The organism is Limnohabitans sp. (assembly GCF_038134685.1).
Classification (GTDB): Bacteria; Pseudomonadota; Gammaproteobacteria; order Burkholderiales; family Burkholderiaceae_C; genus Limnohabitans_A.
Genome location: NZ_JAYPVP010000013.1, coordinates 1 through 19644, shown reverse-complemented (window position 1 = coordinate 19644; position 19644 = coordinate 1). Strand labels below are relative to the sequence as shown.

21 protein-coding genes are annotated in these 19644 nt (G+C 60.4%); 14 read left to right on the top strand and 7 right to left on the bottom strand.

The window, feature by feature from the left end; genetic code table 11:
- The first annotated feature begins 8 nt into the window (after positions 1-8).
- From hflC to AAFM15_RS07230, 7 genes are all read left to right on the top strand, one after another.
- The gene (gene hflC, locus AAFM15_RS07260) at positions 9-908 is read left to right on the top strand and encodes a protease modulator HflC (protein ID WP_341686039.1); all 900 of its coding nucleotides are present in this window, start codon (positions 9-11) and stop codon (positions 906-908) included.
- Positions 908-1099: a DUF2065 domain-containing protein gene (locus AAFM15_RS07255; protein WP_341686038.1), complete on the top strand. Its 192-nt coding sequence runs from the start codon at positions 908-910 to the stop codon at positions 1097-1099. The genes hflC and AAFM15_RS07255 overlap by 1 nt, the downstream gene beginning before the upstream one ends.
- Positions 1100-1152: 53 nt before the next feature.
- Entirely contained in the window at positions 1153-2313 is a 1161-nt protein-coding gene (locus AAFM15_RS07250; protein ID WP_341686037.1) for an ATP phosphoribosyltransferase regulatory subunit, read from the top strand.
- Between the two features lie 21 nt (positions 2314-2334).
- Complete coding sequence (locus AAFM15_RS07245) at positions 2335-3666, top strand: adenylosuccinate synthase (RefSeq protein WP_341686036.1); 1332 nt, start codon at positions 2335-2337, stop codon at positions 3664-3666.
- Between the two features lie 20 nt (positions 3667-3686).
- A complete protein-coding gene (locus tag AAFM15_RS07240) occupies positions 3687-4211 on the top strand; it encodes a phosphoribosyltransferase (protein ID WP_341686035.1) in 525 nt (174 codons plus the stop codon).
- A 71-nt stretch (positions 4212-4282) separates the two neighbouring features.
- A complete protein-coding gene (locus AAFM15_RS07235) occupies positions 4283-5497 on the top strand; it encodes a PLP-dependent transferase (RefSeq protein ID WP_341686034.1) in 1215 nt (404 codons plus the stop codon).
- A 76-nt stretch (positions 5498-5573) separates the two neighbouring features.
- Entirely contained in the window at positions 5574-6434 is an 861-nt protein-coding gene (locus AAFM15_RS07230; protein WP_371833093.1) for a DUF2189 domain-containing protein, read from the top strand.
- Here AAFM15_RS07230 and mnmH read toward each other — a convergent pair.
- Both mnmH and AAFM15_RS07220 read right to left on the bottom strand, forming a co-directional pair.
- On the bottom strand, positions 6420-7490 hold the full coding sequence (gene mnmH / locus AAFM15_RS07225; RefSeq protein ID WP_341686033.1) for a tRNA 2-selenouridine(34) synthase MnmH: 1071 nt from the start codon (positions 7488-7490) through the stop codon (positions 6420-6422). The two genes, AAFM15_RS07230 and mnmH, sit on opposite strands and share 15 nt — an antisense overlap.
- Complete coding sequence (locus AAFM15_RS07220) at positions 7487-8140, bottom strand: arylesterase (RefSeq protein WP_341686032.1); 654 nt, start codon at positions 8138-8140, stop codon at positions 7487-7489. Before AAFM15_RS07220 ends, mnmH begins: the two co-directional genes overlap by 4 nt.
- Between AAFM15_RS07220 and AAFM15_RS07215 the strand changes: the two genes are divergently transcribed.
- The 4 genes from AAFM15_RS07215 to AAFM15_RS07200 are packed head-to-tail and all read left to right on the top strand — an operon-like array spanning position 8139 to position 10225.
- Positions 8139-8855: an ABC transporter ATP-binding protein gene (locus AAFM15_RS07215; RefSeq protein ID WP_341686031.1), complete on the top strand. Its 717-nt coding sequence runs from the start codon at positions 8139-8141 to the stop codon at positions 8853-8855. The two genes, AAFM15_RS07220 and AAFM15_RS07215, sit on opposite strands and share 2 nt — an antisense overlap.
- A 9-nt stretch (positions 8856-8864) precedes the next feature.
- On the top strand, positions 8865-9602 hold the full coding sequence (gene rlmB, locus AAFM15_RS07210; protein WP_341686030.1) for a 23S rRNA (guanosine(2251)-2'-O)-methyltransferase RlmB: 738 nt from the start codon (positions 8865-8867) through the stop codon (positions 9600-9602).
- Positions 9603-9626: 24 nt separating this feature from the next.
- Positions 9627-9974: a hypothetical protein gene (locus tag AAFM15_RS07205; RefSeq protein ID WP_341686029.1), complete on the top strand. Its 348-nt coding sequence runs from the start codon at positions 9627-9629 to the stop codon at positions 9972-9974.
- A gap of 2 nt (positions 9975-9976) precedes the next feature.
- Positions 9977-10225: a DUF3297 family protein gene (locus tag AAFM15_RS07200; RefSeq protein WP_341686028.1), complete on the top strand. Its 249-nt coding sequence runs from the start codon at positions 9977-9979 to the stop codon at positions 10223-10225.
- Position 10226: 1 nt separating this feature from the next.
- On the opposite strand, the gene AAFM15_RS07195 is transcribed toward AAFM15_RS07200, so the two are convergent.
- From AAFM15_RS07195 to AAFM15_RS07185, 3 genes are read right to left on the bottom strand one after another with little or no spacing between them, the layout of a single operon-like run.
- Positions 10227-10826, bottom strand: coding sequence for a chromate transporter (locus tag AAFM15_RS07195; RefSeq protein WP_341686027.1), 600 nt, complete (start codon positions 10824-10826; stop codon positions 10227-10229).
- Entirely contained in the window at positions 10823-11416 is a 594-nt protein-coding gene (locus AAFM15_RS07190) for a chromate transporter (protein ID WP_341686026.1), read from the bottom strand. The genes AAFM15_RS07195 and AAFM15_RS07190 overlap by 4 nt, the downstream gene beginning before the upstream one ends.
- 32 nt (positions 11417-11448) lie before the next feature.
- Positions 11449-12045: a YigZ family protein gene (locus AAFM15_RS07185; RefSeq protein WP_341686025.1), complete on the bottom strand. Its 597-nt coding sequence runs from the start codon at positions 12043-12045 to the stop codon at positions 11449-11451.
- Between the two features lie 63 nt (positions 12046-12108).
- On the opposite strand from AAFM15_RS07185, the gene AAFM15_RS07180 reads away from it, so the two are divergent.
- The 3 genes from AAFM15_RS07180 (at position 12109) to AAFM15_RS07170 (ending at position 16386) form a co-directional block, all read left to right on the top strand.
- A complete protein-coding gene (locus tag AAFM15_RS07180; protein WP_341686024.1) occupies positions 12109-13803 on the top strand; it encodes an FAD-dependent monooxygenase in 1695 nt (564 codons plus the stop codon).
- Entirely contained in the window at positions 13800-13988 is a 189-nt protein-coding gene (locus AAFM15_RS07175; RefSeq protein ID WP_341686023.1) for a DUF2783 domain-containing protein, read from the top strand. The genes AAFM15_RS07180 and AAFM15_RS07175 overlap by 4 nt, the downstream gene beginning before the upstream one ends.
- A gap of 67 nt (positions 13989-14055) precedes the next feature.
- Positions 14056-16386: a YgiQ family radical SAM protein gene (locus AAFM15_RS07170; RefSeq protein ID WP_341686022.1), complete on the top strand. Its 2331-nt coding sequence runs from the start codon at positions 14056-14058 to the stop codon at positions 16384-16386.
- A 9-nt stretch (positions 16387-16395) separates the two neighbouring features.
- Here AAFM15_RS07170 and AAFM15_RS07165 read toward each other — a convergent pair whose 3' ends face one another.
- Both AAFM15_RS07165 and map read right to left on the bottom strand, forming a co-directional pair.
- Positions 16396-19020 carry a [protein-PII] uridylyltransferase gene (locus AAFM15_RS07165; protein WP_341686021.1) on the bottom strand — a complete coding sequence of 875 codons (2625 nt, stop codon included), beginning with the start codon at positions 19018-19020 and terminating at the stop codon, positions 16396-16398.
- 5 nt (positions 19021-19025) lie between these two features.
- Positions 19026-19644: type I methionyl aminopeptidase (map, locus tag AAFM15_RS07160; RefSeq protein WP_341686020.1), on the bottom strand; the 619-nt coding region annotated here is incomplete at its 5' end.

Below are 19644 nucleotides of genomic sequence, written 5' to 3'. Positions count from 1 at the left end.
ATGACATCATGAATCGACTTGGACTTTTTGTTTCTTCTCTCCTGCTGGGCCTGTTGATCCTGTCTTCCATGGTCTTTGTGGTCGATCAACGTCAGTTTGGCGTGGTTTACGCCCTGGGTCAGATCAAGAGCGTCATCACGGAGCCTGGCCTGCATTTCAAGCTGCCTCCACCGCTTCAAAACGTCAACTACATCGACAAACGTCTGCTCACACTCGACAGTGTGGATACCGAGCCCATGCTCACAGCGGAAAAACAACGCGTGGTGGTGGATTGGTATGTTCGCTGGCGCATCACTGATCCCGGTGCTTACATCCGCAACGTGGGTTTGGACGAAAAAGCCGGTGCCAGCCAGCTCAACCGTGTGGTGCGTAACGCATTCCAGGAAGAGATCAACAAGCGCACGGTCAAGGACTTGCTCTCAACCAAGCGTGAGGTCCTCATGAACGACGTCAAGAAAGAAGTGCTGGACGTGGTCAAAGGTGCCAAACCATGGGGTGTGGACATCATTGATGTGCGCGTCACGCGTGCCGACTATGCAGACACGATTACCGAATCGGTTTACCGCCGCATGGAAGCCGAACGCAAGCGCGTGGCCAATGAGTTGCGTTCCACCGGCGCAGCTGAAGGCGAAAAAATTCGTGCAGACGCCGATCGCCAGCGTGAGGTGACGGTGGCCAATGCTTACCGTGATGCGCAAAAAATCAAGGGTGAGGGTGATGCTCAGGCTGCGCGCATTTACAGCGAAGCCTTTGGTCGTGATCCCCAATTTGCACAGTTTTATCGCAGCCTGGAAGCCTACAAGGCCAGCCTGGCCAAGAAGTCTGATGTGATGGTGCTTGATCCCTCCAGCTCCGAATTCTTCAAAGCCATGCGCTCAGGCGCAAGTGCAGCACCTGCGCGCAAGTGATGCCTGAAGCCTCTTCCTGGATGACAGCGCTGGCCCTGGTGCTGGTCATCGAGGGGCTTTTGCCCATGATCGCGCCAGGGCGCTGGCGCGAGATGTTTCGGCAAATATTGCTGATGCAGGATGGGCAAATCCGGTTTTTTGGACTCATCAGTGTGCTGCTAGGGCTGATCGGCTTGTGGTGGTTGGATTAAATGACCACACAATGCCGGTAAAATCACGTTTTTAACAGCCCCCGAATACTGCAATGTCTGCTTGGGTCCTACCGGATCACATCGCCGATGTGCTGCCCTCCGAGGCCCGCCACATCGAAGAACTCCGACGTGAATTGCTCGACACCGCCCGCAGCTACGGCTACGAGCTGGTGATGCCACCGCTTCTTGAGCACATTGAATCCCTGCTGACGGGCACGGGTGAGGCGCTGGATTTACAAACCTTCAAACTGGTCGACCAGCTCTCCGGGCGTACCTTGGGTCTGCGTGCCGACACCACGCCTCAGGTCGCTCGTATCGACGCCCATTTGCTCGGGCGCAGTGCCGTTACCCGCTTGTGCTATTGCGGACCGGTGTTGCACACCCGCCCTGACCGTCCACATGCCACGCGCGAGCCGCTGCAGCTGGGGGCCGAGATTTACGGCCACAGGGGCATGGAGGCTGATCTGGAGGTGCTGGAGCTCGCACAGGCCTGTCTGCGCGCTGCGCGCGTTCAAAAACTACAGGTGGATCTGGCCGATGCCCGCATCGTTTCGGCCTTGCTCGATCGTCAGCAAGCCAGCCCGGAGCAGCGTCACGCCATTCAGCAGGCCTTGTCCGTCAAGGACAGCAGTGCCCTGCAAGCCCTGACAACCGGTTTTCAGCCTGTGATTGCTACAGCACTGCAGGCTTTGCCTCAGCTTTACGGCGATGTCACGGTGCTCGATCGTGCCACCCAGGAGTTGCCGCAGTGGCCTGAAATTCAGATCGCTTTGGAGCAACTTCGCTGGTTGGCCAGCCGGGCAGGAGACGCGACAGTCAGTTTTGACCTGGCCGACACCCGTGGCTATGCCTACTACAGCGGTATCCGCTTTGCGATTTACGCCCCTCAGGCCAGCGATGCGCTGGCGCGTGGTGGTCGCTATGACGGTGTAGGTGCCGTGTTTGGCCACCGGGTCGAGCGAGAGCGCCCGGCGGTGGGCTTCAGCGTGGACCTCAAACAACTCGTGTCTGCCGTGCCCGCTCTGGCACTCAAGGCCGCCATCCGTGCGCCTTGGAGCGATGACGATGGGCTGCGTGCGGCTATTGCCAGCTTGCGCAGCCGAGGTGAGACCGTGGTGTGCGTGATGCCTGGTCACGAGAGCGAGATCGACGAATTTCAGTGCGATCGAGAACTGATTGAAGCTGCCGGCCACTGGATCGTGCAGGCTGTGTGAATGCCTATTTCTGGACAGAAGATGAACAAAATTCAAGGACGCAATGTGGTGGTCGTCGGTACCCAGTGGGGTGACGAGGGCAAAGGCAAACTGGTGGACTGGCTCACCGAAACCGCCACAGGCGTGGTGCGTTTTCAAGGCGGCCATAACGCCGGCCACACCCTGGTGATCAATGGCGTCAAGACCGCCTTGCACCTGATCCCCAGCGGCATCATGCGCGCTGGCGTCAAGTGCTACATCGGCAATGGTGTGGTGCTCTCGGTGTCCAAGCTGCTCGAAGAAATCGCTGGTCTTGAAAAGGCTGGCGTGGAAGTCCGCTCTCGTCTGCGCGTGAGTGAAGCTTGTCCCTTGATCCTGCAGTACCACGTCGCGCTTGACCAAGCCCGCGAAGCGGCCAAGGAGAAGGCAGGCAATGCCAAGATTGGCACTACCGGCCGCGGCATTGGCCCGGCTTATGAAGACAAAGTGGCCCGCCGCGCCCTGCGCGTGCAGGACCTGAAATACCCCGAGCGTTTCGCCACCAAGCTGCGCGAGAACCTGGCGCTGCACAACGATGTGCTGGTCAATCACTTGCACGCGGCTCCGATCGACTTCGACACCGTCTATAACGAAGCCATGGCTTATGCCAAGCATCTGTTGCCCATGGTGGCTGACGTGTCGCGTGAACTCAACGACGCCCACAAGGCTGGTGCCAACTTGCTGTTTGAAGGCGCACAAGGCACCTTGCTCGACGTTGATCATGGCACCTATCCGTTTGTAACGTCCAGCAACTGTGTGGCGGGCAATGCCGCTGCAGGTTCGGGCGTAGGCCCTGGCATGCTGCACTATGTGTTGGGTATCACCAAGGCGTATTGCACCCGCGTGGGTGGCGGCCCATTCCCGACCGAACTCGAGTGGGAAAAAGAAGGCACCCCAGGTTGGCACATGGCCACTGTGGGAGCCGAAAAAGGCACCACCACAGGTCGCGCCCGCCGCTGCGGCTGGTTTGATGCCGCTTTGCTCAAGCGCAGTGCGCAAGTGAACGGCTTGTCGGGCCTGTGCATCACCAAACTGGACGTGCTCGATGGCCTGAGCGAACTGAAGCTTTGCACCGGCTACGAGCTCGACGGCGAAACCATCGATATCCTGCCCATGGGCGCGGACGAAATTGCCCGCTGCAAGCCCATCTACGAAACCATTCCCGGCTGGAGCGACTCCACCGTGGGTGTGACCGAGCTGGACAAGCTGCCTGCCAACGCACGCCAATATCTGCAACGCATCGAAGACGTCACTGGCGTGCCCATCCACATGGTCTCTACCAGCCCGGACCGTGACCACACGATCTTGATGCAAAACCCTTTCCAAGCCCCCTGATTTTTAACGGAGCCCCCACCATGTTGACCGAAGACGGCAAGCACCTGTACGTCAGCTACGACGAGTATCACAACCTCATCGAAAAGCTGGCCATCAAAATCCACCAATCTGGCTGGAAGTTCGACACCATCCTGTGCCTGGCCCGTGGCGGCATGCGCCCCGGCGACATCCTGTCACGCATTTTTGATGTGCCGCTGGCCATCATGTCCACCAGCTCTTACCGCGCCGAGGCCTGCACCGTGCAAGGCCATCTGGACATCGCCCGCTACATCACCACCCCCAAAGGCGAGATCGCTGGCAAGGTGCTGTTGGTCGACGACCTGGCCGACACCGGCCACACGCTGCGCGCCGTGGTGGAGCAGCTCAAGAACAACTATCAGCCCATCACCGAGCTCAAGAGCGCTGTGATCTGGACCAAGGGTGTGTCGACATTCCAGCCCGACTACTCGGTGGACTTCCTGCCGACCAACCCCTGGATTCACCAGCCCTTCGAGCCGTATGACAACATGCGACCGGAAAAACTGCTGGAAAAGTGGAAAGTCTGATTCCTTCCGACTCCATCTGTAAAGCCCGGCCAATGTGCCGGGCTTTTTCATTTTCAGGCTAGCATGCAGGCATGGATAAACAGCCCGACCTGACCCACCTGATTCACCACCCCTACACGCCACCTGATGGTTTTGAGGCACCACAGCCTGGCGTGTTCAAAGCCTCCACTGTGTATTTCCCGACCGTCGCGGACATGCGCTCGCGTGAGTGGAAAAACAAAAGCGCTTACACCTACGGCCTGCACGGCACACCCACGACGTATTTGCTCGAAGAGCGCTTGTGTGCGCTAGAGGGTGGTGAGCAATGCATTCTTGTGCCCAGTGGCCTCGCTGCCATTGCAACCACTGCATTGGCACTGCTCAACACTGGCGACGAAGTCCTGATCCCCGACAACGCCTACGGACCCAATAAAGCTTTGGCGGAAGGCGAGTTGGCACATTGGGGCATTGCACACAGTTTTTATGACCCCATGAACCCCTCAGATCTGGCCGAACGCATCTCTGAGCGCACGCGCCTGGTGTGGCTGGAGGCCGCGGGGTCGGTGACTATGGAGTTTCCCGATTTGGCGGAACTGGCCCGTATTTGTCGCGCCAAGGGCGTGATCTGCGCGCTGGACAACACCTGGGGTGCAGGGCTGGCGTTTGCGCCATTTGATTTGCTGGGTGACGGCAACTTGGGTGTGGACATCAGCGTGCATGCGCTGACTAAATACCCTAGTGGGGGTGGCGATGTGTTGATGGGCAGCATCGTGACACGTGATCTGTCCTTGCATCTGAAAATCAAGTTGTGTCACATGCGTCTGGGCTTTGGGGTGGGAGGCAATGATGTGGAGGCAGTGCTGCGCTCACTGCCAAGCATTGGCCTTCGTTACGCATCGCAGGATGACACGGCTCGGGCTCTGGCCCGCTGGTGGCAGGCCCAGCCGCAGTGTGTCCAGTTGCTGCACCCAGCCTTTGAAGGGGCTCCGGGCCACGCCCATTGGCTTGAGGTTTGCGGACCACAGGGCAGGGCGGCCGGCTTATTCAGTGTGCTGCTTGATCCGCGTTATGACCCGGTGCAGATTGATGCGTTTTGTGACAACCTGCAATGTTTTCGAATCGGCTACAGCTGGGGTGGGCCCGTCAGCCTGGTCATGCCTTATGAACTGAAAGCGTTACGAGGCCAGTCACAGTCGCACCTCCAAAACGGACACCTTGTTCGCTTTTCGACAGGACTGGAGTCGGTGCAGGCGTTGACGCAAGACCTGGAAAATGCGTTGAACAGGCATTTGTCCAAACTCGATTGAGCGTACTCCCACGGGTTTTCCACAGTTGGCTCGCAGGCAGTGCTGGCTTAGCCTAGACAGTCATCAAGGTGAGTGCATGACGGAACCACAAACACAACCCCAACATATCGAAGACTTGCCCGTGATGGAGACGCCTTATGTCCCTCCGCCACCGGTTGGGCCCAAGGCGCGGATGACCCGCCTGCACATGTATCACCCCTTTGTCTGGCTGGCGCGCGGATGGGAGGATATGCGTCACGAACCGTTGATCGCAGCGGTGTATGGTGTCTGCTTCTGGTTCATGGCCCTGGTTTTGTCCCTGGTGTTTCGCCACAACCCTGAGTACACCTTGTCTATCGTGTCGGGGTGCCTTTTGGTGGGTCCATTTCTGGCGATGGGTTTGTACGAAGTCAGTCGCAGGCGCGAACAAGGGCTTAAACCCCATCTGGGGGTGTCACTGACCTGCTGGGACAGCCATTTACGCAGCATGGCCATGCTGGTGCTGGTACTCATGGTGATCGAGCTCTTGTGGGGACGTGCCTCGCTGGTGGTTTTCGCCGTCTTTTTCAATACGGGGATGCCTTCGACCACCGGGGTGATTGAAGCCATATTCAACCCGGAGAATCTGGAGTTTGTCCTGGTCTACACCGCTGTAGGTGGCGCTTTTGCAGCTTTGGTTTTTTCCACAGCTGTCGTGTCCATCCCGATGATTCTGGATCGTGATACGGACGCCATTTCTGCCGCCATCACCAGTTTGCGCGTGGTCTTCAGCAACCCGCTGACCATGATCACCTGGGGTGGACTGATCTCACTGATGGTCGTGCTGTCCCTGTCGCCTTGGTCACCATGGTCAGTCGCCATCATGGTGGTTGGGCCTTTGCTGGGACATGCCAGCTGGCATGCATACCGGGCCAGCGTACAGTGGGAAGAGGCTGACCCCGCTTCAGCCCTGAGCTGATTCTGCGCGCATCAGCTGCGTTGCTGCTGCATCCATCTCTGCTGGCGATGGACCTGACAGCGTCAGTGGCCGAGCTTGGCCGTAGTGCCTGAAATTGCGAGCGGTAGAGGTTTCGTAGCCCGGGTCGTAGTGCATTTCCAGCAACTCGGCCACGACCTCTGCGGTCTGTCCAGCATGGGCTCGGCTTTTCCAGTCTTCCACCACCGCACGACCTTTGAGGTCGATCAGGCGATCCAGGCGTTCGCCAAAGAGCGCAGGGTCTTTGACGAAATAGTCGTAGTCTTCCATCAACAGTTGTACGCGATGGGGCACCGACAACTCCAGCCGAACGCAGGGGCTTTGGCGCATGGCGTCCATCAGGCTGTCGGGCAGGGTCAGATTACCCACTTTTTTACTTTCGGCTTCCACGTAAACCGGGCGTTTCGGGTCGAAGCGGCAAAGCGCATCCCAAAGCCGGGTTTCAAAAGCCTTCTGTGTGGGTTGGGGATGACCAGGAATGACGCCCAAGACCGAGGCGCGATGACTGGCAATGGCCTCCAGATCGAGCACCTGCGCACCTTGTGAGGCCAGGGCCTGCAACAAGCGGGTCTTGCCGGAGCCTGTAGGTCCGCACAACACGCGCCATTGCAAAGGCTCAACGCGTTTAGGTATATCTTGCACCAGGGCCGAGCGAAAGGCTTTGTAGCCGCCTTCGATCAGGGTCACTTGAAAACCGATTTGCCCCAGAATCAGCGCCAGCGAGTTGCTGCGCTTGCCGCCCCGCCAGCAATAAACCAGAGGCTTCCAGCTCCTGGGCTTGTCCATCACATGCGCCAGGATGTGGCGAGAGATGTTGGCCGCCACCAGCGCTGCACCAATTTTCTGAGCCTCAAAAGGGCTGACTTGCTTGTAAAGCGTACCGACCTTGATGCGTTCTTCATCGTTGAGCGAGGGCCAGTTGAGAGCCTCAGGCAGATGATCCAGTGCGAATTCGCCCTCGCTGCGCGCGTCCAGGATGGCGTCAAAAGTCTGCAATCGTTGCAGGGCGCTGGGCGCATCGATCAGGTGGACACTCATTTCAGCAATTTCTTCAGTTCAGGCCACACATTGTCCAGCATGATGGGTTGTGCCTTCGCGTTAGGGTGGATGCGGTCGTCCTGGAACAACGCAAAGGGTTCTGGTGCATCGGCGATGCCTTTGAGCAAAAACGGTACCCGCAATGCTTTTGTCTGGCGAGCTACATTCACAAACACCTGCTCAAAGGCCTTCATCAGTACCGGACCATAGTTAGGGGGCATTTGCATGCCCAGCAGCAAGACCTTTGTGCCCTGGGCTTGCGCCATGCGGGTCATGGCCAGCAAATTGTCCTGGGTAGCGTTCATGGACAAGCCTCGCAAGGCATCATTGGCACCCAATTCGATGATCAACACCTTGGGTTGGTGCTGTGCAAGCAGCGGCGGCAGGCGGCTGCGGCCACCAGCGCTCGTGTCGCCGCTGATGCTGGCGTTGACCACCGCCCAAGTCGAGGCGGTTTTCGTCAGACGTTGCTCCATCAGGGTCACCCAACCTGCGCCGCGCGGCAAGCCGTATTCGGCACTGATGGAGTCGCCCAGCACCAATATCGTGCCTGCGCTGCTGGCCAGGGTGGGCAGGGGGACAAAACCGCTGGCAGCCAAGGTCAGGGCACAGGCGCTAAAGTGTCGTCGTTGTATCAGGAGGTCAGGCATGTCGCAATCCATTTTGTCCGTTCGCCATCTTGGCAAAACCGTACTGGACTCCAGTGGTGAATTGGAGATTTTGCGCGATATTTCATTCGAAATCCCGCAAGGGCAAAGCTGCGCCATTGTGGGGGCTTCGGGCTCCGGCAAGAGCACATTGCTGGCCTTGCTGGCGGGCTTGGATACGCCCAGCCGCGGGCAGGTGCGATTGGCCGGAACCGACCTGTTCAACCTGAACGAAGACGACCGCGCCCGGCTGCGCGCACGCCATGTGGGCTTTGTGTTCCAGAACTTTCAACTTTTGCCCCACTACACAGCGCTTGAAAACGTGATGATGCCTCTGGAACTGGCAGGACAGCGAGATGCCCGGGATCGGGCCAGGCAAATGCTGGAGCATGTGGGTTTAGGCCAGCGACTGTCGCATTTACCACGCCTGCTCAGTGGTGGAGAGCAACAACGTGTAGCCCTGGCTCGTGCCTTTGTGACGCGGCCACAGCTGCTGTTGGCCGATGAACCCACGGGCAGTTTGGACCATGCCACAGGTCAGGCCGTGGCGGATTTGATGTTCAAGCTCAACCAGGAAAGCGGCACCACACTGGTGCTGGTGACCCACGATATGGGCCTGGCTCGCCGTTGCAACAAGATCCTGACGCTGCACGCAGGTGCTTTGGTTGAACAAACGCTAGCGCATCACCTGGCCCAGGAGGCTGTGCAGGCAGGATAATCGGGGCTTATGTCCACACACAAAGTACTTTTTGGCTTCCATGCAGTGGGGGTTCGCCTGAAGACGGCGCCCGCGTCCGTGGTGGAAGTCTATTTCGAGGCCAGTCGGCGTGATGCCCGTATGCGCCAGTTCATCGCCCGCGCCAAAGAGGCGGGCGTGCGCCTGATCGAAGCCGATGGACTGCGCCTGTCCAAGCTGGCTGGCAGCCATGGTCACCAGGGCGTGGCCGCACTGGTCGAGCCCGTGGCACAGGCGCGCTCGCTTGATGAATTGCTGGACGAGCTCAAGGGACCGCCCTTGCTGCTGGTGCTCGATGGCATCACCGACCCTCACAACCTGGGCGCTTGCCTGCGCGTGGCCGACGGAGCCGGGGCGCATGCTGTGATTGCACCCAAGGATCATGCCGCTGGTATCAATGCGACTGTGGCCAAAGTGGCCAGTGGCGCGGCCGAAACCGTGCCGTATTTCATGGTCACCAATCTGGCGCGCACTTTAGGTGAGCTCAAGGAGCGCAACATCTGGGTGATTGGCACCAGCGGTGATGCGCCACGCACGCTTTACCAGACTGACCTGAAAGGCCCCACAGCCCTGGTGCTGGGTGCAGAGGGTCCGGGCATGCGTCAGCTCACGCGCAAGACCTGCGATGAGCTCATCAGCATTCCCATGCAGGGGGCTGTCGAGAGCCTGAACGTCTCTGTGGCCTCGGGCGTGTGCCTGTACGAGGCGCTTCGTCAACGCGGCCTTTGACTTCTTTTCGGGGAGAGCACGAATATGAAACAAACACTTTTATCGCTGTTGGCATTAGGCACGTTGGTCACTTTGGCAGGGTGTACCCAGGAACAGCAAAACAAGATCAGCCGAGATATCCAGAACTGGACCGGTACCAATGGCGTGCTGGAGGTGTATGCGGGTGACAAGCTCGTTCGTCGCTTCCTGAAAGTTGACAAACTCAGCACCGCCCTGGGGACCGATGACGGCAAGCCCCGAGCTTACCGTTATGGTTATGGCGTGATGGACGAAAACCTGAACATGCAAGTGGACCCCGGCGAGAAGAAGGTTTACTTCGAGTTCAGTGACTTCGCCACCACCATCTTTTTTGAAAACCCGCACTCCAACTGATCATGAGCGACACCGCACAACGTCCCCCACTGCCTGACCACCTGTCGATTGATCCGCGCAGCCCACACCATGTGGCAGCCATCTTTGAGCACGACATCGGTATCCGCTTCAACGACAAGGAGCGCTTCGATGTCGAGGAGTACTGCGTCAGCGAAGGCTGGATCAAGGTGCCTGCGGGAAAAACACTGGACCGCAAAGGCAACCCCTTGATGCTCAAGCTCAAAGGGCGCGTCGAAGCCTTCTACAAATAAATCAGACCCAGCCCAGGCCGCCGAGCAGGGCGCCCAGGCCAATCAGCCAGAGCATGTGAATGCGGCTGCGCCAGACCACCAGCGTGGTCAGCAGGGTCAACAGATACAAGGGCCAGTCTCTGGCCGGCTGATCGTGACTGACAGTCAACAGCCAACCGGTGGCCATGAGCAGGGCGATCACGATCGGTGCCATGCCCGACTTGAAAGCGCGAATGGCCAGCATGTCACGGTGCTGGTGTGCCCAACGGGTGGCCATGTAGGTCAGGATGGACGAGGGCAGCATGATGCCCAACATGGCCACGCACACACCCGTCAAAGCCAAAGCCCCCTGCATCCACCAGGCTGCACCCTGACTTGCGTTCAGACCGACATTCCAGCCCATCAGCGCGACAAACAGGATATTCGGTCCCGGTGCAGCCTGCGCCAACGCGATGGACGAAGTGAACTGGCTGTCGCTGAGCCAACCCAGCTGGCTGACCAGGTAACGATGCATGTCCGGCGCTGTGGTGATGGCACCACCAACGGCCAACAGTGACAACGAGGCAAAGTGCTCAAACAATTGCAGCCAGTCGGCCGCACTCAGGTTCAGCACCGGATTCATGGCTGCTCCTTGCGGGTGACTTGTCTGGCCAATTGCACATAGGCCCACAGGCAGCCAGCACTGCCTGCAGCCAACAAGACCCAGGCCAGCGGCAGGCGTAACAGGCCCACACCGCCAAAACTTGCAGCTGCAAGTGCAATACAAACAGGCATGCCCATGGGATTGCTTTTGAGGGCAGAGATCAGCTTGAGGCCCACTGCGGCAATCAGACCTGCAGACACGGCGCCCATGCCTCGAAGAGCTCCTTGCGCCCATGCGCTGTCAGACACGCCACCAAAAGCCAAGGCCAGCAGCAAGACCACGACCATGGGGGCGGCCAGAATGCCCGCCACACCCGCCAAGGCGCCCGCCAGGCCAAAGTACCGGCCGCCAATCATGAGCGCGAGATTGACCACGTTGGGCCCCGGCATGATCTGGGCTACGGCCCAGTCTTCAATGAATTGCTCGCGGGTGAGCCACTTCTTCTTTTCAACCAGCTCACGTTGCACCACCGCCAATACGCCGCCAAAGCCTTGCAAGGCCAGGATGGAAAACGACACGAACAAGTCGGTCTTGGATTGGGGCTGATTGGGGGCTTCGGGCGCAGACATGGTTGGCGATTATGCGCCTGAAGCTCCAGCTGTCAGGCCTCTGGAGCCTCCACCCACGCCAGCTGACCTTGGCCGCGTTCACCCAGGCGCCGGACCAACTCGACAGTTGCGGTTTCAGGCAAGGCAAATTGCAAGGTCACCAAACTACCGTGTTCGACGCCAAGCAGCTCAGCGTGCGCCATCTCAAGCTCGCGCCGCACCATGCCTTCCAGGGCGTAAGGCACGCTGCAGGCCAGGCGGGACTGTTTGACCAATGGAATCTTTTGCGCTGTGAGCAAGGCTTGAGCCACTGCATCGGTATAGGCCCTCACCAGACCGCCTGCCCCAAGCTTGACGCCGCCAAAATAGCGCACCACTGTAGCCAATACACCCTGCATATCCTGGTGGCGCAACACTTCAAGCATGGGCCGACCGGCCGTGCCGCCTGGCTCGCCATCGTCATTGGCTGCTGACTGTCCGCCTGCAAGCAAAGCCCAGCACACATGCCGTGCATCCGGGTGTTCGGCCTTGAGTTGCGCCACCCGGGCCTGCGCCTGATCGCGGCCCGAGACGGGCTCCACGCAGGCGATGAACCGGCTTTTTTTGACGATCAGCTCGTGGTGAGCCGGGGTGGCGAGGGAGAAGGGCATGAGCTGAGAATAACCGAGTACAAATGTCTTGCCGGTTAATATGGAAACCACAAGGAGTTCGTCATGCACCAGCCCGCCAATACCCCCCGGCGATCCATTTATTACACGTACGAAGTCCACCAACCCTGGCTGGCCTCACAGCACGGCAAGCAAGCGCGCCACCAGGTGGTGATTGCGGGGGGTGGCCCGGTGGGCATGACAGCGGCACTCGAATTGGCCCGCTACGGTGTGCCGTGTGTGCTGCTGGAATCCGAACTGCAGGTCAGCGAAGGCAGCCGCGCCATTGTCTTCACACGCCGCTCCATGGAAATACTGCAGCAGGTCGGTGTGGCCGATCGCGTCACACAGCACGGCTTGCCCTGGCGTTATGGCAACTCGTATTACCGGGGGCAACGCGTGTTTCGCATGGAAGCACCGCACGACGAGAACGACCGCTTCGGGCCCATGATCAACTTGCAGCAGCAGTACCTGGAAGAGTTTCTGGTCGACGCCTGCAATGCCAACCCCTTGATTGAGCTGCGGTGGGGCAACCGTGTCACCGGCCTGACACAGCAAGCGGATCGCGCTATGGTCGAGGTGGATACGCCTGAGGGACCCTACACCCTGGAAACCGACTGGCTGGTGGCGGCCGATGGCGCGCGCTCGGGCATCCGCACGCTGCTCGATCTGAAGCTGGAGGGGGCCTCCTACGAAGGTCGCTTTGTGATTGCCGACATCCGCATTGACTTGCCGCTGCCCACCGAGCGCCTGGCCTTTTTTGACCCCGACTGGAACCCGCGCAACACGGTGCTGATGCACCGCGAGCCGCACAACATCTGGCGTATTGACTATCAGCTGCCCGAAGGCGAAACACCCGAACAGGCGCTCGCCCCTGAATCGCTCAAAGCCCGCATCAATGCTCAGCTTGAACTGATCGGCCATGGCGACAAACCCTGGGAGATGGACTGGTGCTCGGTCTACTCGGCGCGCACCCTGACGCTACCCGACTACCGCGCTGGTCGCACCTTGTTCATCGGCGACGCCGCGCACCTGCTGCCTATCTTTGGCGTGCGCGGTGCCAACACCGGCTTTCAGGATGCGCAGGCGCTGGGCTGGCGTCTGGGCCTGATCTGCAGCGGCCAGGCGAGCGAGCGCCTGTTGGTCAGCTATTCGAAAGAACGCGTGGGCGCGGCACGGGAAATCATCGACGAGGCAGGCAAGAGCACCCGCTTCATGACTCCACCCAGCCGGGGTTTCCGGCTGCTGCGCGACGCGGTGCTGTCGCTGTCATTGACCGAAGCCTTTGTGCGGCCGCTCTACCACTGGCGCACTTCGCGGCCGCATGAGTACACCGGCTCGGTCCTGAACAGCACGGGTGACGACAACGCGTTGTTCGAAAGCGGCTCGGCCAACGGCGCGCCGCCTGCCAATGTTCGCCTTGGCCCCGACGACTTTTTGCTCGACCATGTGGGCGGCGGTTTTGACCTGCTGGTGTTTGGCTCGGCGGTGCCTGCCGAGGTGCAAACAGCGGTCAAGGTCTGGCAGGACAAGGGGCTGAAGTTACGGGTGGTACTGATCGGGCAGGGCGGTCGCACCCCAGGTGCGGACGTCTGCTTGCCTGATGCCGAAGGCCGCGCCCGGACCCGCTGGGGCGTCGCCGCCGACGGTGCGAGCTACCTGCTGCGCCCGGACCAGCATGTGTGCGCACGCTGGCTGACCTTGGATGCCCAGCGCCTGAATGCAGCCCTGAAGCAAGCCATCACCGGAGAAAACGCATGAGCACCCAAGGATTGACCATTGGCGGCCTGGAAACCGTTTACGACCAACTGGCCACCGCCATCGATGCCGTGGGGCAAGATAAATCCGAACTGTTTCTGGTCAAACTGGCGCTGTTGGCAGCGCAGCAGCTGGGCGATGAACAGGTTTTTGCTGACCTGATCCGCAGGGCGCAACAGGATTTGTGAAATACCCATTGGCCAGCGCGGCACTCACCCAAACGCCTACACTACGAGGTCTACACCAGCCCCGTTCATGAACGCCTTTACCGACGTCTCCTTTTTCCCGCGCAACGCCAAACCGCTGACCAGTTACCGTAAGTTCTGGGCGGCCCGCTTTGGCACGGCCCCGTTTTTGCCGATGAGCCGCGAGGAAATGACCCAGCTGGGCTGGGACAGCTGCGACATCATTCTGGTCACAGGCGACGCCTATGTGGATCACCCCAGCTTTGGCATGGCCGTGATCGGCCGCATGCTGGAAAACCAGGGCTTTCGGGTCGGCATCATCGCCCAGCCGGACTGGCAAAGCGCCGAGCCCTTCAAGGCCCTTGGCAAACCGAATCTGTTCTGGGGCGTGACCAGCGGGAACATGGATTCCATGATCAACCGCTACACAGCCGACCGCAAAATCCGCAGCGACGACGCCTACACCCCCGGCAACGTGGGTGGTAAGCGCCCTGACCGCGCGGCCATTGTGTACAGCCAGCGCTGCCGCGAGGCCTACCCCGAAGTGCCCATCGTGCTCGGTGGCATCGAAGGCAGCCTGCGCCGCATCGCGCATTACGACTACTGGAGCGACAAGGTGCGTCGCTCCATCGTGGTGGACAGCAAATGCGACCTGCTGCTGTACGGCAACGCCGAACGCGCCATTGTCGAGGTCGCCCACCGCCTGGCGGCGCGTGAGCCTGTGGCGCACATCACCGATGTGCGCGGCACCGCCTTTGTGCGCCGCGACACGCCGGAGGGTTGGTTCGAGATCGACTCCACCGAGGTGGACACGCCCGGCCATGTGGACGCCCATGTCAACCCTTACCTGATGGTCAGCGAGCAGGCTAAAGCGCAAGGCGGCAGCTGTGCCCGCGAGGACGAAGCGCAAGCCACAGCGGACGCGCAGAACACGCAACCGATCCAGTTCGTACTCAACCCTGCATTGCGAGGCAAAGGCACCTTCAAGGTCCCCCCGCGCGAGCGCAGCGTGCTGCGCCTGCCCAGTTACGAACAAGTCAAGTCTGATCCGGTGTTGTATGCCCACGCCAACCGCGTACTGCACCTGGAAACCAACCCCGGCAACGCCCGCGCCCTGGTGCAGGCGCATGGTGAGGGCACCACCGCGCGCGACGTGTGGATCAACCCGCCGCCCATCCCGCTGACCACGGCCGAGATGGACCATGTGTTTGACCTGCCGTACGCCCGCAGCCCGCACCCGAGCTACGCGGACGAAAACGGCAGCCACGACGGCGCGACCAAGATCCCCGCGTGGGAGATGATCCGCTTCAGCGTGAACATCATGCGCGGCTGCTTTGGCGGCTGCACCTTTTGCTCCATCACCGAGCACGAAGGCCGCATCATCCAGAGCCGGTCCGAAGAATCCATCATCCGCGAGGTCGAAGACATCCGCGACAAGGTCAAGGGCTTCACCGGCGTGGTGTCCGACCTGGGCGGCCCCACGGCCAACATGTACCGCCTGGGCTGCCGCAGCTCCGAGATCGAGGCCGCCTGCCGCAAGCCCAGTTGCGTTTACCCCGGCATCTGCCAGAACCTGACCACCGACCACGGCCCGCTGATCAAAATCTACCGCCGTGCGCGTGCGCTCAAGGGCATCAAGAAGATCCTGATCGGCTCCGGCCTGCGCTACGACCTCGCGGTGCAGTCGCCTGAATATGTCAAAGAGCTGGTGCAGCACCATGTGGGCGGCTACCTGAAGATCGCGCCCGAGCACACCGAGCAAGGCCCGCTGTCCAAAATGATGAAACCGGGCATTGGCACCTACGACCGCTTCAAGACCATGTTCGACAAGTACAGCGAAGAAGTCGGCAAGAAGCAGTTCCTGATCCCGTACTTCATCGCTGCCCACCCGGGCACCAGCGACGAAGACATGATGAACCTGGCCATCTGGCTCAAGAAGAACGGCTTTCGCGCCGACCAGGTGCAGACCTTCTACCCCAGTCCTATGGCCACGGCCACGGCCATGTACCACACCACCCGCAACCCGCTGCGCAAGATCACGCATACCAGCGAAAGGGTTGACATCGTCAAAGGCGAAAAACGACGCCGTTTGCACAAAGCCTTTTTGCGCTACCACGACCCCAACAACTGGCCGCTGTTGCGCGAAGCCCTCAAGGCCATGGGCCGCGCCGATCTGATCGGCAACGGCAAACAGCACCTGATCCCGAGCTGGCAGCCCCTGACCGATGGCGGCTACCAAAGTCCACGTCGTACCAACAGCACGCAGACACCATCGAAGCCAGCCGCTAAAACGCCCGCCAAGGCCAAGTCTGCGGTGGGGCTCAAAAAGCCGGGGCAGTCGCCGCGCCAAGGAACAGTGCTGACGCAACACACGGGGCTACCCCCACGGCGAAAAAAATAAGCCCAGGGCTCAGTCGGACTGAAGGGCTTCGAGCAATTCCGTCTCGATTTCGAGCTGGGCCTTGTTGTGCTGCAAGGCAGGGCCGCTGACCAGGAAAGTGTCTTCCACACGCTCGCCCAAGGTGCTGATTTTGGCCAATTGCAAGTTGATGCCGTGCTTGGCCAAGACACGGGCAATGCTGTAGAGCAAACCCATGCGGTCACTGGCGGAGACGGAGAGCAGCCAGTTTTGAGCTTTGTCGTCGGGTTTGAGGCTGACGCGCGGCGCCATCGGAAAACTTTTAACCCGGCGCGACAGACGGCCTTTGACCGGGGCGGGCAGGGGGCCGTTGTCGGTCAGGGTGCGTGTCAGCCCGGTCTCGACCATGTTGACCAACTCGCGGTAGTGCTCGGACAGCGTGGGCGTGACAATCTGGAAGGTGTCCAGCGCCCAGCCGTTGCGGGCAGTGTGGACCTTGGCGTCCAGAATGCTGAAGCCAGCTTGATCAAAGTGGCCGCAAATGCGGGCAAACAAATCGGGCTGGTCGGGCGTGAACACCAGCACTTGCAGGCCTTCGCCAACGGGCGAGAGTCGGGCGCGGACGGTGGTTTGCGGCTCGATGCCCCCCACTTTGGCCACCACGCGTGAGAGCTGGCGTGTGTGCCAGGCAATGTCGGCAGCGTCGTGGCGCATGAAGTAGCTCACGTCCAGAATGTCCCACAGGGCTTTGTGGCCTTCGTGCGGTTGGGCCTGACGCGCCAGCTCCACCAGCGCGTCGCGCTTGCGTGACTCCACCAGTGCCAAGGCGTCCGGTGCACGGCCGCCCAGTACGTGCAAGGTGAGCTTGTACAGGTCTTCGAGCAGCTTGCCCTTCCAGGCGTTCCAGACTTTGGGGCTGGTGCCGCGAATATCGGCCACCGTGAGCAGGTACAGCGCCGTCAGGTTGCGCTCGTTGCCCACACGCTTGGCAAAACGCGCAATGACTTCGGGGTCCCCCAGATCTTCCTTTTGCGCCACATGGCTCATGGTCAGATGCTCGCTGACCAGAAATTCGATCAGCTGCGCATCGTCTTTGGCGATCTGGTGCTGGCGGCAAAATGTGCGCACTTCCACCGCGCCCAATTGCGAGTGGTCACCGCCCCGACCTTTGGCAATGTCGTGGAACAAGGCTGCCGCATACAGCAGCCAGGGCTTGTCCCAGTCGCCTGCCAGCTGGCTGCAAAACGGGTACTCGTGCGCATGCTCGGCCATGAAAAAGCGCCGCACATTGCGCAGCACCATCAGGATGTGCTGGTCTACCGTGTAGGCATGGAACAGGTCGTGCTGCATCTGCCCGACGATGCGCCGGAACACCCAAAGGTAGCGCCCCAGCACCGAAGTCTGGTTCATCAGCCGCATGGCGTGGGTGATGCCTTGGGGCTGCTGCAGGATCTGCACAAAGGTGGCGCGGTTGACGGGGTCGCGCCGGAAGGCGGCGTCCATGATGTGGCGCGCGTTATAGAGCGCGCGCAAGGTGCTTGCCGAAAACCCTTTGACCCCCGGCGTGGCCTGGTACAGCAAAAAGGTTTCCAGAATGGCGTGCGGGTTGCGCTCGTACAGCTCGTCATTGGCCACTTCAAGCAGGCCGTCTTTTTCAAAAAAGCGCTCGTTGATGGGACGAAAACTGTTGAGCCCCTCGCCACGTTGGCGCTTGAGGTGGTCTTCGATGCCCTGCAACAAAATCTGGTTGAGCTGCATCACCGCCTTGGCAGCCCAATAGTACTCGCGCATCAGCTTTTCGCTGGCGCGCAGTTTGAGACGTCCCTCTGGCGTGGTTTCGAGCTGCATGCCAAACGACTCGGCCACGGCAGTTTGCAAATCAAACACCAGCCGGTCTTCACGACGGCGTGCGACCAGGTGCAGACGGGCACGGATGCAGGTCAGCAGGGCTTCATTGCGGCGCAGTTGTGTGGCCTCCAATGCTGTGGCGATGCCGCTTTGCACCAGATCGTCCCAGGTGTGACCCAGGCCAGCGGCCTTGGCCACCCACAAAATGATCTGCAAATCGCGCAAGCCGCCCGGCGACTCCTTGCAGTTGGGTTCCAGTGCGTAGGGCGTGTCTTCGTATTTGGTGTGGCGCTGGCGCAGCTCCAGTGTTTTGGCGGTGAAAAACGCCTGTGCGTCCATGGCCTGCGTGTAGGCCTGTGCAAAGGTCTTGGCCAGCTGGGCTTGTCCGGTAATGCGGCGCGACTCCAGCAAGGCGGTTTGCACCGTGATGTCTTTGTCCGACTCGGCCAGGCACTGCGACAAGGTGCGCACGCTGGAGCCAATTTCCAGCCCCACATCCCAGCAGCTGCCAATAAAGGCTTCGAGCTTGGCCTGCAACGCCGAATCCTGGTCCAGCTGGGTGGTGTCGGGCAACAACACCAGCACGTCCACATCCGAGTGGGGCAACAATTCGCCACGACCGTAACCGCCCACGGCCATCAGGCAGCCACCGCTTGCATCCAGCGCTGCGCGTTGCCACAGCTGGGTGAGCAAGGCGTCGGTCAGACGGGTCAGCTTGGCCAGGGTACGCGACACCCCGACAGAGCGCAAAGCGGCTTGGCCCAGCTGGGCCAGCAAGGCCGCCTTGTCGGTGCGGTAGGCGTCTCGCAGGGCGGCCAGTTCGGTCATGGTGTTCAGCAGCGGGTGGTGGTCACAAAATTGGGCAAGGGTGGGCTGCCGGCTGACAGGGTCAGCACATCAAAACCGGTTTCGGTCACGGCCACCGTGTGTTCCCACTGCGCCGACAAGGAGCGGTCTTTGGTGACGATGGTCCAGCCATCGCCCAGCTCCTTGATGTCACGCTTGCCTGCATTGATCATGGGCTCGATGGTGAACACCATGCCCGGCACCAGCTCGACGCCTGTGCCCGGACGGCCGTAGTGCAACACCTGCGGCTCTTCGTGAAAGCCCTGGCCAATGCCGTGGCCGCAAAACTCGCGGACCACCGAAAACCCGTGGCCCTCGGCAAACTTTTGAATGGCGTGGCCAATGTCCCCCAGCTTGGCACCGGGTTTGACCTGCAAAATGCCTTTCCACATGGCTTCGTAAGTCAGGTGGCACAGGCGTTTGGCGGCAATCGAGCCTTCGCCCACCACGAACATGCGGCTGGTGTCGCCGTGCCAGCCATCCTTGATGGTGGTGATGTCCAGGTTGACGATGTCGCCCTTTTTCAGCAATTTGTCGCTGCTGGGAATGCCGTGGCAGACCTGCTGGTTGATGGAAGTACAGATCGACTTGGGGTAGGGCTTGTAG

Bases quoted from the DNA above. Each gene is read 5' to 3' on its own strand.
- hflC (WP_341686039.1), top strand. From the start codon at position 9: ATGAATCGACTTGGACTTTTTGTTTCTTCTCTCCTGCTGGGCCTGTTG.
- AAFM15_RS07255 (WP_341686038.1), top strand. From the start codon at position 908: ATGCCTGAAGCCTCTTCCTGGATGACAGCGCTGGCCCTGGTGCTGGTC.
- AAFM15_RS07250 (WP_341686037.1), top strand. From the start codon at position 1,153: ATGTCTGCTTGGGTCCTACCGGATCACATCGCCGATGTGCTGCCCTCC.
- AAFM15_RS07245 (WP_341686036.1), top strand. From the start codon at position 2,335: ATGAACAAAATTCAAGGACGCAATGTGGTGGTCGTCGGTACCCAGTGG.
- AAFM15_RS07240 (WP_341686035.1), top strand. From the start codon at position 3,687: ATGTTGACCGAAGACGGCAAGCACCTGTACGTCAGCTACGACGAGTAT.
- AAFM15_RS07235 (WP_341686034.1), top strand. From the start codon at position 4,283: ATGGATAAACAGCCCGACCTGACCCACCTGATTCACCACCCCTACACG.
- AAFM15_RS07230 (WP_371833093.1), top strand. From the start codon at position 5,574: ATGACGGAACCACAAACACAACCCCAACATATCGAAGACTTGCCCGTG.
- mnmH (WP_341686033.1), bottom strand. From the start codon at position 7,490: ATGAGTGTCCACCTGATCGATGCGCCCAGCGCCCTGCAACGATTGCAG.
- AAFM15_RS07215 (WP_341686031.1), top strand. From the start codon at position 8,139: ATGTCGCAATCCATTTTGTCCGTTCGCCATCTTGGCAAAACCGTACTG.
- AAFM15_RS07220 (WP_341686032.1), bottom strand. From the start codon at position 8,140: ATGCCTGACCTCCTGATACAACGACGACACTTTAGCGCCTGTGCCCTG.
- rlmB (WP_341686030.1), top strand. From the start codon at position 8,865: ATGTCCACACACAAAGTACTTTTTGGCTTCCATGCAGTGGGGGTTCGC.
- AAFM15_RS07205 (WP_341686029.1), top strand. From the start codon at position 9,627: ATGAAACAAACACTTTTATCGCTGTTGGCATTAGGCACGTTGGTCACT.
- AAFM15_RS07200 (WP_341686028.1), top strand. From the start codon at position 9,977: ATGAGCGACACCGCACAACGTCCCCCACTGCCTGACCACCTGTCGATT.
- AAFM15_RS07195 (WP_341686027.1), bottom strand. From the start codon at position 10,826: ATGAATCCGGTGCTGAACCTGAGTGCGGCCGACTGGCTGCAATTGTTT.
- AAFM15_RS07190 (WP_341686026.1), bottom strand. From the start codon at position 11,416: ATGTCTGCGCCCGAAGCCCCCAATCAGCCCCAATCCAAGACCGACTTG.
- AAFM15_RS07185 (WP_341686025.1), bottom strand. From the start codon at position 12,045: ATGCCCTTCTCCCTCGCCACCCCGGCTCACCACGAGCTGATCGTCAAA.
- AAFM15_RS07180 (WP_341686024.1), top strand. From the start codon at position 12,109: ATGCACCAGCCCGCCAATACCCCCCGGCGATCCATTTATTACACGTAC.
- AAFM15_RS07175 (WP_341686023.1), top strand. From the start codon at position 13,800: ATGAGCACCCAAGGATTGACCATTGGCGGCCTGGAAACCGTTTACGAC.
- AAFM15_RS07170 (WP_341686022.1), top strand. From the start codon at position 14,056: ATGAACGCCTTTACCGACGTCTCCTTTTTCCCGCGCAACGCCAAACCG.
- AAFM15_RS07165 (WP_341686021.1), bottom strand. From the start codon at position 19,020: ATGACCGAACTGGCCGCCCTGCGAGACGCCTACCGCACCGACAAGGCG.